Source organism: Thermus aquaticus, from assembly GCF_001280255.1.
Taxonomy (GTDB): domain Bacteria; phylum Deinococcota; class Deinococci; order Deinococcales; family Thermaceae; genus Thermus; species Thermus aquaticus.
The window spans coordinates 5576-15479 of sequence record NZ_LHCI01000104.1 but is presented as its reverse complement, the minus strand read 5'-3'; the positions used below and the strand labels follow the sequence as shown (position 1 = coordinate 15479).

General features: G+C 60.9%; 12 protein-coding genes. 9 read left to right on the top strand and 3 right to left on the bottom strand.

The window, feature by feature from the left end; genetic code table 11:
* Positions 1-271: 271 nt before the first annotated feature.
* Positions 272-1024, bottom strand: coding sequence for a DNA-processing protein DprA (locus BVI061214_RS12280; protein ID WP_082333091.1), 753 nt, complete (start codon positions 1022-1024; stop codon positions 272-274).
* Positions 1025-1058: 34 nt separating this feature from the next.
* Positions 1059-1901: a hypothetical protein gene (locus BVI061214_RS12780; protein WP_156303186.1), complete on the bottom strand. Its 843-nt coding sequence runs from the start codon at positions 1899-1901 to the stop codon at positions 1059-1061.
* Between the two features lie 470 nt (positions 1902-2371).
* On the opposite strand from BVI061214_RS12780, the gene BVI061214_RS00815 reads away from it, so the two are divergent.
* The 4 genes from BVI061214_RS00815 to BVI061214_RS00795 all read left to right on the top strand — a co-directional run bounded on the left by BVI061214_RS00815 (position 2372) and on the right by BVI061214_RS00795 (position 4502).
* On the top strand, positions 2372-2830 hold the full coding sequence (locus tag BVI061214_RS00815) for a Rad52/Rad22 family DNA repair protein (RefSeq protein WP_053766874.1): 459 nt from the start codon (positions 2372-2374) through the stop codon (positions 2828-2830).
* 98 nt (positions 2831-2928) lie between these two features.
* Complete coding sequence (locus tag BVI061214_RS00810) at positions 2929-3183, top strand: hypothetical protein (protein ID WP_003049316.1); 255 nt, start codon at positions 2929-2931, stop codon at positions 3181-3183.
* 264 nt (positions 3184-3447) lie between these two features.
* Positions 3448-3687, top strand: a complete 240-nt coding sequence (locus tag BVI061214_RS00800) for a type II toxin-antitoxin system HicB family antitoxin (protein WP_053766873.1) — start codon at positions 3448-3450, stop codon at positions 3685-3687.
* The gene (locus tag BVI061214_RS00795; RefSeq protein WP_248841675.1) at positions 3684-4502 is read left to right on the top strand and encodes a hypothetical protein; all 819 of its coding nucleotides are present in this window, start codon (positions 3684-3686) and stop codon (positions 4500-4502) included. Before BVI061214_RS00800 ends, BVI061214_RS00795 begins: the two co-directional genes overlap by 4 nt.
* 95 nt (positions 4503-4597) lie before the next feature.
* On the opposite strand, the gene BVI061214_RS00790 is transcribed toward BVI061214_RS00795, so the two are convergent.
* A complete protein-coding gene (locus BVI061214_RS00790) occupies positions 4598-5047 on the bottom strand; it encodes a DUF2227 family putative metal-binding protein (RefSeq protein WP_053766871.1) in 450 nt (149 codons plus the stop codon).
* An 87-nt stretch (positions 5048-5134) separates the two neighbouring features.
* On the opposite strand from BVI061214_RS00790, the gene BVI061214_RS13990 reads away from it, so the two are divergent.
* The 5 genes from BVI061214_RS13990 to BVI061214_RS12265 all read left to right on the top strand — a co-directional run bounded on the left by BVI061214_RS13990 (position 5135) and on the right by BVI061214_RS12265 (position 9633).
* Positions 5135-5260: a hypothetical protein gene (locus tag BVI061214_RS13990; RefSeq protein WP_282953974.1), complete on the top strand. Its 126-nt coding sequence runs from the start codon at positions 5135-5137 to the stop codon at positions 5258-5260.
* A 297-nt stretch (positions 5261-5557) separates the two neighbouring features.
* Positions 5558-6055 (top strand): single-stranded DNA-binding protein, encoded by a 498-nt coding sequence (locus BVI061214_RS00780; protein WP_053766869.1) that lies wholly within the window; start codon positions 5558-5560, stop codon positions 6053-6055.
* A 48-nt stretch (positions 6056-6103) separates the two neighbouring features.
* On the top strand, positions 6104-7396 hold the full coding sequence (locus BVI061214_RS13985) for an AAA family ATPase (RefSeq protein ID WP_156303188.1): 1293 nt from the start codon (positions 6104-6106) through the stop codon (positions 7394-7396).
* 607 nt (positions 7397-8003) lie between these two features.
* The gene (locus tag BVI061214_RS12775; RefSeq protein WP_156303186.1) at positions 8004-8846 is read left to right on the top strand and encodes a hypothetical protein; all 843 of its coding nucleotides are present in this window, start codon (positions 8004-8006) and stop codon (positions 8844-8846) included.
* A 34-nt stretch (positions 8847-8880) separates the two neighbouring features.
* Positions 8881-9633: a DNA-processing protein DprA gene (locus BVI061214_RS12265; RefSeq protein WP_082333091.1), complete on the top strand. Its 753-nt coding sequence runs from the start codon at positions 8881-8883 to the stop codon at positions 9631-9633.
* The last annotated feature ends 271 nt before the right edge of the window (positions 9634-9904 follow it).

Sequence of the window (9904 nt, the reverse complement as noted above, 5' to 3'; positions counted from 1 at the left end):
CGCGGAAGAGAAACCCACAAAAATCGCGACTTGACCGGAGGCGCTGGGGCAAAGGACTCAAGACATCATACGAAGTCCTCCTGCTTCCTTCCTCTAAGCAGAGGGAGCTAGAGCCTCGGCCTTTCCGATAGGCGCTCGGCCAGGCGTGTACTTTTACTTAAGGGAAGGCTTCGGAAGGATTTCTTATCACACGGGAGGCAGGGTAAAAGTGCCTAAGTTTAGGAGGCTGGATCACGGCATCAGACCTTGCCCGTGTAAGGGGTATTGGGAGCTATTCGGCCGGAAATAACAACTCACCCTGCCTAGGCAGAGCAGCCTTTTGCGGAAGGTTCGCCAAAAAATCTTCTATTCTATAGAACCCCTCTTCACCCGGGGGAATAGAGCGCACCCATCCCTCGCGAATAAGCGCTTGATTTCCTTCTGTTGGCAGATTCAGCACAAAAACTGGTCTACCCAAGCGCCTGGCCTCTTCAGCTGCTGCCCAGGTTCCGCTCTTTGTGCGCTTAGGGCCTTTCTTACCCTCCTTTAAGGTTTCTTTAAGCCCGGTCTGCACCACCAAAACAACATCCGCAAGTCCCACTACAAGGCGGTTGCGCCACATGGCATATTGGGCTCTCCAAGGGGCGTACGGCTCCAGCGCCGAAAGCACTAAAAGTTGCTCCTCCAAATAAGGGCTCAAGTCTCTTAGCCTCGCTCTAGCCTCCTTGGAAATTAGGCCAAAAGGAACTACGGCCACAGCTTTCCCAGTTTCTAAAGCGCCTTGGGTAGCTAAGAGATCCACGCCCTTTGCCAGACCCGAAACCACCACATACCCTTTACTGGCGAAGTGGCGCCCTGCTTTTCGAGCCCAAGAGAGTGCATCCTCTGTTGCATGCCGAGAACCTATTATGGCGATAGTTCGTTGGGAGTTCGCTAACTGTGCATCACCTATGTAATACAGCTTGGGGGGCGCCTTAAGGGATAGGAGCCGCTGGGGGTAGAGAGAATCCCCGGGGACTAGCTGGGGAAGGGATTCTGAATGCATGGTTCGATGTTACCGCACCTAATCCTTCAACCCATCACGTGCCCTGGAAATCTGCCTCACGGCCACGAGCAAGTGGCGCCCGCTTCCGGGTAGCCGTGAAGGTCACGGGGTGAATATGTCGCACGCCGTTTTCTTGCAAGCGGGAAATGGCTGCACTCATTGTGGCGCCAGTGTCCAATAAGTCATCCAAAAGCAGGATGCGCCTGGGAAGTAGCCCTTTTTCTGTCACCTGCATCCGCTCATATATTTTCTCGAAACGTTTCTCCGACGGGGCGCGCTTCATGGAAGGACCTCCAGTCTGGTCTAAAATGCGCAACACTGGCAGGCCTAATACTTGACCCAAAGCCTCTGCTAACAGATAAACGGGTTGAAAGGGACGATTTTTACTTGGGGGTATGGGCACAATGGCTTCCAAAGTAGCAAGATGTACGGCTGCTATGTGGCTCTTGTGCTTCAGGTAGAAAGCCATTGAAGAGGCCGCTAGCTGCGCAAGATTCTTTTTTTCTTTTTCATGCCAGCCTTGGAGCTTGTATTTTAGCTTATAAGTGATCTCCGCAATAGGTGCTCTTATGTAAGTTCCAGGACCACCTTCGGTGTGTATATCTAGCGCAAACACATTGATCTGCCCACGCTGAAAGCGCCGAGGGCGGCAGGCAACGGGAGGAAACTCTCCATCTGAAAGGAGAACCCTCCGAGCTTCACCCAAGTCCAGTTTTTTTTGATCCTCGTAGGTTTCCACCCTGATCACATCCGGATGGGGTTCAAGTGGCCAGCGGCGTAGCCGTTTAAACTCGGGCGAGTCAAAGTTGTCCAGGGTCAAACGTTTGCTCCTGCCATCCGAAAAGACAAAAACGGTACCTAAGGGCCACTCTTTCATGCAACTTACTCTAGGTGCTCCGCCGGGCCAGGTGCGTGATCTCTGCCACACGAAACCTGGGTTAAAGCTAAACTAACCCAAATTACTACCCATTCCTGGGCCTGAAAAGGAAGAAAGCGCCAGATCCTACTCCTGAAGGTCTTTGTCCACCCGGCTCATGAGCATGATGGGTGGGGTGGGCAGGCCTTTCTGGCGGGGACGGACCTCTCCTTGTGGCCACGGGCGCGGAGGCTTTTTGCGGACTCGGGGTACCGGGGTCTGGAGGAAACGGCTTCTTCCCTGGGTTTGGAGCTGGAGAAGGACCTTTGCCTGGCTGGGGCGGAACCGGCGTCTTGCCAAGGACTATGAGGAGAACCCTGGGGTAAGCGAGGCCTGGGTCTATCTGGGCACGCTACGATTGCTGGTGAAGCGGTTAGCCAAGGCCGCGTAACTGCCCGCGGAGGACTTTTACGACAGCCTCTTATTGGAAGATCATCGCCAGCAAGAACGGGCAGACCACCATCGCCCCCTTCATCGACGCCCGGGCGGTGATGGCCCGCCTGGACGAGGCCTTCGGGCCTTTCGGGTGGCAGGTGCGCTACACCCCCGCCCAAGTGGGGGAGGAGCACGGGGTGATTGCCAGCATCGCCGTGAAGAACCCCGACACCGGGGAGTGGGTGGAGAAGCAGGACGGCTCTGGGGCCACCGACCTGGAGCCCTTCAAGGGGGGCATCTCCGGGGCCCTGAAGCGGGCGGCGGTGGCCTGGGGCATCGGCCGGGAGCTCTACACCTACCCCCGGGTGGTCATCGAGGGGGAGCACCGGTACATCCCCCAGAAGGTCCTGGAGCGCCTGAAGGGCCTGCCCGAGGCGGTGGCCCAGGGTAAGCCCCTGCCCGAGGTGATCCGGCTCACCCCGGACGGGGAGGCGGCCAGGCGGAAGGCGGGGTAGGGGAGGTGGGGCCGTCTTAGCTACAAGGGCCCATAAGCCAAGAGGGCGTGTAGCTAAGACGGCCCCCTTTGGCCCTACCCCAAAGGAAAGGAGGGCAGATGAACCTCACCGGACTACAGGCAAAGGTGCTGGCGGCTTTCCTTTCCCGTGGCATGCCCGTCAAGATGGTCTTGGACGAGGACGGGATGGACGTGATCGCCGCCGATGGCGAGGGGCTCTTCCTGGACTCCAACGCCGACCCCGGCATCGGGGGCTACAAGGACGGGCCTTGGCGGCTCACCAGCTTGGGTAACGGCGACTTCCTCCTAGTAGCCGAGGGAGAGGCGCCCGACTGGCTCCCCAGGGGCCTTTAGCGGGGACCTTGACCGGGGGTGGGAAGGCCCGCCCCCGGCACGCGTATACCCGTAGCTCAATCGGTAGAGCGCCTGTCTCCAAAACCGGAGGTTGGGGGTTCGAGTCCCCTCAGTTATGCCAAGGGAAGCCTCCCCGTCTTACCCAGGTCTGGCCTTTCTGGGTAAGACGGGGGGCCTGAATCCGCCCCTACTATAGGGGCGAGAGGGGGCAAGGCGAGGTTCTGGGGACAAGGGGGCCTAACGGCCCACGGGGATAGGCGAAAGATGCGGAAGCCTTTGGAGCACTATCTAGGCCTAGAGTACCCGGCGCTCTTGGTGGCGGAGCCGGAAGGGGGGTACACCGCCCTTCACCCGGACCTGAAGGGGTGCGTGGCCGTGGGGGAGACCCCGGAAGAGGCCCTGGCCAACCTGGAGGAAGCCCGGAGGCTTTGGTTGGAGACCGCCTATGAGCACGGGGACGAGATTCCCTTGCCTCCGAGTTGGCCCTTCGGGAGGCGGGGATGAGGGCCCAAGAAGCGAGGCGGGTCCTGGAAGAGGAAGCGGCGAAGAGGTTGGGCCTGGTCTTCTCCCCAAAGCCAGAACTCCCCGCCGTTCCCCTTCTCCCCGAAGGGGAACCCAAAGCCTACGGAGAGTACCGGGGCGAGGTCCTGGGCCGCCCCTTCCGCCGCTTTGAGGTGCAGGTCTACGGGGCCAGGCGCTTCGGGGCCGTGGGCTACCGCTTCACCGGGGTCCTCTACGAGGTGGAGCTTCCCCAGTCCTTCCCCTTTCTCCACCTGGCCCCCAGAGGGTGGCCCACCTATCCCAGGGAGCGCTGGCCCTTCCTCTTGGCGCTCCTAATGCTTTCTGGGATCCTCCTCGCCCTCCTCGCCCGGCACTTCTCGGGCCTCCCCGTCCTGAAGCCTGGGACGAGCCCCCTCCTCCTCTTGGCCTTCCCCGCCCTCTACCTCTACCTGTTCGCCGCCTGGAGGGTGGCCACGAGGGAAGCTGGCCCCGAGGTGGCCCTGGAGGGAGAACTCGCCCGGCGCTTCCGGGCCTGGGGGTATTGGGAGCCCATCGGCGAGGACACGCCCCTAGGCCAGGCCCTACTGGAGGTACGGAAGGTCCTCGGTCCCTTCTGGTTTCAGGTGATGGGCAGGAGCCTCTACCTGGCCTTCCCAGGAGGGGGCTTGCCCACGAGCCCTCTCCTCTCCCCCGAAGCGGCCCTCGCGCGGTGGGAGGCGAGGCTCAGGGGGGAGATGGGGGCCCTCGAGGGGCTACTCCGGGCCCTGGAGGCGGGCGGTCAGGAGCGTCTTACCCAGGACCGCCCCCTTTCTGGGTAAGACGGCGAGGCCGCCCTCTCCCGGGTGGATTGGGAGGTTAGGGTAACGGGCCCCGACCGCCGGAAGGCGAGGAAGGGGGAGGGCGCTTTTCCCTTCTAGAACACCCGGAACTCCACGCCGTCCTGGACCAGGTGGGCCCACTGGGAAAAGAGGTAGCCAGCGAGGACGGGAACGCTCACCTTCAGGTCAAGGAGGGGAGCGAGGAGGGGCGCTGGGTCTACCCCTAGCACCAGGAGGAGGACAAAGGGGGGGAAGAGGAGGTAGAGGAGGCGGGACAGAGGGCCGTACACCCAGGAGTGGGAGGCCCCTCGGTGAGGGTGGAGGGCGCGGTAGGGTTCCCAAAGAAGGGAGAGAAAGCCCCACCGCTTGGAAGCGCGAGAGTCGGGAAGATCGATGTCGGGGGAGAGGTAGAGAGTCCCCACCGCCCCGCCCGCCATGTAGAGCAAGGAGACCTGAGGGGCGTGGTCAGGCATGAGGGCCGAAAGCGCCAGCCCGGTCCAGGCCAGGTGAAAGAGGGTCAGCCGCTCGTGGGCCCTTCCGTCCACGCTACTATTGTAGGGAGATGTCCTGGTATCCTTAGGGCAGAAAGGAGGTAAGTGGAGGTGTGCGCAGCTAACTTCCTGGCAGACCTGGTGAACCTCACTCTGGTGATGAACTTCGGCCTTATCCTGGGCGCTTTTCTGGGGCAGATCGCCAGGGACCTGAAAGAGGGAAGGTTTAGGAAGCAGGAAGTCCGGACTACCGTTCTCGCCGGCTAGGGAGCGAGGCCTGGGCCGCATTGACGCTCACCTGAGGGCCCCGAAAGGCCCCCAGTTCCTATTTAACCAGCACCGACTCCCTTCTAAGCCCTAAAAGGACCAGGGCCAAGGGGGTGGGCTTTCTGTGAGGAGTGTGCAAGAAGGCCAGCAAAGGCGAACCATCACCTTCAGCTACCCCCGGCATGAGCATATAAAGCCCAGAAGCAGCGTCTTTGAGGATGGGGGACACCACGTAGCCGAAGTGGTAGGCCCCATAGGGTGTGCCTAGGGGAACCAAGGCCGCCTGGGGGCTCATGCATGGAGGCCGTGGAGGAGGGCAAGCCCTACCTCTTCTACGACGGCCTCCTGGCCCGCAAGACCCAGGAGGGCAAGGAGACCTTCGAGCTTGGGGTTACCTGGGCGATTCCCCTCGCCCACTCCGTCTCCGAGAACCCCCAAGGACCCTACCTGGACGGGGCCATCAACCAGGTGGAACTCCAGGGATACCTGGGCGGGGACGCCCTGGTGAAGTACATCCCCATCCAGGGCGAGGACGGGGAGGACGTGGTCTCCATCACGCTCTTCCGGGTGGCGGTGCGCAAGGGCGAGGAGCGGACCGCCTGGGTCCAGGTCAAGGCCTGGGCCCTGGACGAGGAGATCGCCGACCTCCTCCGCAAGGGGACCCCTATCTATGTGCAGGGGGAGTACAGGCTGGAGAAGTGGGAGAAGGACGGCCAGACCGTCTACTCCCCCTCCATCTTCGCCAAGAAGGTGGTGGTGGGGGCCCGGCGGGAGAAGGACCTCCCCTTCTGGTAAAGGGGGGCGGGGTTGCCCTTGAGGAACCCCGCCCATTAACTTGGCGCTATGGGAGTCGTAACAGCGGTGAACCTCCTCCTAGCCCTCAGCGCGACCTACCTGGGGGTCAAGGAGGGGTGGTCCTTCGGAAATGTCCTCGCCGCCCTCTACTTCTGGGGGGCGGTGGCCTACCCCTACACCCGCCGCTCCTGGCCCCGGAGGGCGTCGGAGGTGGCCAGGGGGCTGAGCCTGGGCGTGCTCTTGGTGGCCCTGGCCTTGATCCCCTACTTCTACTTCCGGGAGGGGCTGGTGGGACCCCAGTACCTGCTCCTCCTCTTCATGGCCTTCCCCACCGCCGGGTACTGGAGCGAGGCGACCGAGGTCCTCTTGGCCAGGCTCTTTCGGCGGAGGGTCCTGGCCTTGGGCGGGGCGGGGGAGCGGGTGGAGGTGAGCCGCCCGGTGGAAGAGGCCAAGGACCCGCCCCTGGAAGAGGTGGAGGCCCGGGTGAAGGCCCGGGTGGTGGGCCAGGACGAGGCCATAGGGGCCGTCTTCCGCGGGCTCAAGCGGAAGGCGGCGGGGCTCACCCGGCCCGGAAAGCCCTTCAGCGCCCTCCTCCTGGGCCCCACGGGCACCGGCAAGACAGAGTTTGCCAAGGCCCTGGCCGAGGCCACGGGCAGGCCCCTGGTGCGCTACGACATGAACCAGTACGGCCAGGACCACACCGTGGCCGGCCTGGTGGGGAGCCCCCCGGGCTACATCGGCTCGGAGGAGCCGGGCAAGCTCTACCGGGACCTGGTGGCCCACCCTCGAGGGGTGTTCCTCTTTGATGAGATGGAGAAGGCCCACCCCCGGGTCTTCGACCCCCTCATCCAGCTCCTGGACGAGGGGCGCTTCCAGGAGCTTTCCCGGAGCCTGGTGGTCGTGGCCCCGGAGGTCATCCTCCTCTTCACCAGCAACCTCATGGCCGAGGAGGCCTTCTACGGCGGGGGCCTGGGGGAGAACCTCCGGGAGCGCCTGGTCCAAAAGGGCCTCCGGCCCGAGTGGGTGAACCGCCTGGACGTGATCGCCGCCTTCAAGCCCTTCTCCGGGGAGGCCTTGGAGAGGTTAGCGGCCAAGGTGGTGCGGGACTACGTGGAGGGCTGGGCCCGGCGGGCCGGGGTGAGGGAGGCGCGGGTGGACGAGGGGGTGGTGCCCCTCATCCTGGGGCGGGTGGACACCCGCTTCGGGGCCCGGGACCTGCAGAGGGCGGTGGAGGAGTTGGTGGCGGACCCCCTGGCCGAGGCCTACCTGAGGGCCGGAGGTAAGGCCCGGAGGGTGGAGGTCCTCCGGAGGGGGAGCGAAGTGGTGGTGGTGTTGGAGTAGAGGGGGGCTAACGCCCATAGGGAAAGCGGAGGTGAAGGCATGGAAGGAAGCGTGCTGGCGAAGGTTTTGGAAAGGGCCTCGAGGCCGTTTGACCTGGACGAGGTGGAGTTCACGCCGGACTTACGCGGTGCTGAAGATCCCCGATAAGAGGCTGTCGTAAAAGTCCTCCGCGGGCAGTTACGCGGCCTTGGCTAACCGCTTCACCAGCAATCGTAGCGTGCCCAGATAGACCCAGGCCTCGCTTACCCCAGGGTTCTCCTCATAGTCCTTGGCAAGACGCCGGTTCCGCCCCAGCCAGGCAAAGGTCCTTCTCCAGCTCCAAACCCAGGGAAGAAGCCGTTTCCTCCAGACCCCGGTACCCCGAGTCCGCAAAAAGCCTCCGCGCCCGTGGCCACAAGGAGAGGTCCGTCCCCGCCAGAAAGGCCTGCCCACCCCACCCATCATGCTCATGAGCCGGGTGGACAAAGACCTTCAGGAGTAGGATCTGGCGCTTTCTTCCTTTTCAGGCCCAGGAATGGGTAGTAATTTGGGTTAGTTTAGCTTTAACCCAGGTTTCGTGTGGCAGAGATCACGCACCTGGCCCGGCGGAGCACCTAGAGTAAGTTGCATGAAAGAGTGGCCCTTAGGTACCGTTTTTGTCTTTTCGGATGGCAGGAGCAAACGTTTGACCCTGGACAACTTTGACTCGCCCGAGTTTAAACGGCTACGCCGCTGGCCACTTGAACCCCATCCGGATGTGATCAGGGTGGAAACCTACGAGGATCAAAAAAAACTGGACTTGGGTGAAGCTCGGAGGGTTCTCCTTTCAGATGGAGAGTTTCCTCCCGTTGCCTGCCGCCCTCGGCGCTTTCAGCGTGGGCAGATCAATGTGTTTGCGCTAGATATACACACCGAAGGTGGTCCTGGAACTTACATAAGAGCACCTATTGCGGAGATCACTTATAAGCTAAAATACAAGCTCCAAGGCTGGCATGAAAAAGAAAAAAAGAATCTTGCGCAGCTAGCGGCCTCTTCAATGGCTTTCTACCTGAAGCACAAGAGCCACATAGCAGCCGTACATCTTGCTACTTTGGAAGCCATTGTGCCCATACCCCCAAGTAAAAATCGTCCCTTTCAACCCGTTTATCTGTTAGCAGAGGCTTTGGGTCAAGTATTAGGCCTGCCAGTGTTGCGCATTTTAGACCAGACTGGAGGTCCTTCCATGAAGCGCGCCCCGTCGGAGAAACGTTTCGAGAAAATATATGAGCGGATGCAGGTGACAGAAAAAGGGCTACTTCCCAGGCGCATCCTGCTTTTGGATGACTTATTGGACACTGGCGCCACAATGAGTGCAGCCATTTCCCGCTTGCAAGAAAACGGCGTGCGACATATTCACCCCGTGACCTTCACGGCTACCCGGAAGCGGGCGCCACTTGCTCGTGGCCGTGAGGCAGATTTCCAGGGCACGTGATGGGTTGAAGGATTAGGTGCGGTAACATCGAACCATGCATTCAGAATCCCTTCCCCAGCTAGTCCCCGGGGATTCTCTCTACCCCCAGCGGCTCCTATCCCTTAAGGCGCCCCCCAAGCTGTATTACATAGGTGATGCACAGTTAGCGAACTCCCAACGAACTATCGCCATAATAGGTTCTCGGCATGCAACAGAGGATGCACTCTCTTGGGCTCGAAAAGCAGGGCGCCACTTCGCCAGTAAAGGGTATGTGGTGGTTTCGGGTCTGGCAAAGGGCGTGGATCTCTTAGCTACCCAAGGCGCTTTAGAAACTGGGAAAGCTGTGGCCGTAGTTCCTTTTGGCCTAATTTCCAAGGAGGCTAGAGCGAGGCTAAGAGACTTGAGCCCTTATTTGGAGGAGCAACTTTTAGTGCTTTCGGCGCTGGAGCCGTACGCCCCTTGGAGAGCCCAATATGCCATGTGGCGCAACCGCCTTGTAGTGGGACTTGCGGATGTTGTTTTGGTGGTGCAGACCGGGCTTAAAGAAACCTTAAAGGAGGGTAAGAAAGGCCCTAAGCGCACAAAGAGCGGAACCTGGGCAGCAGCTGAAGAGGCCAGGCGCTTGGGTAGACCAGTTTTTGTGCTGAATCTGCCAACAGAAGGAAATCAAGCGCTTATTCGCGAGGGATGGGTGCGCTCTATTCCCCCGGGTGAAGAGGGGTTCTATAGAATAGAAGATTTTTTGGCGAACCTTCCGCAAAAGGCTGCTCTGCCTAGGCAGGGTGAGTTGTTATTTCCGGCCGAATAGCTCCCAATACCCCTTACACGGGCAAGGTCTGATGCCGTGATCCAGCCTCCTAAACTTAGGCACTTTTACCCTGCCTCCCGTGTGATAAGAAATCCTTCCGAAGCCTTCCCTTAAGTAAAAGTACACGCCTGGCCGAGCGCCTATCGGAAAGGCCGAGGCTCTAGCTCCCTCTGCTTAGAGGAAGGAAGCAGGAGGACTTCGTATGATGTCTTGAGTCCTTTGCCCCAGCGCCTCCGGTCAAGTCGCGATTTTTGTGGGTTTCTCTTCCGCG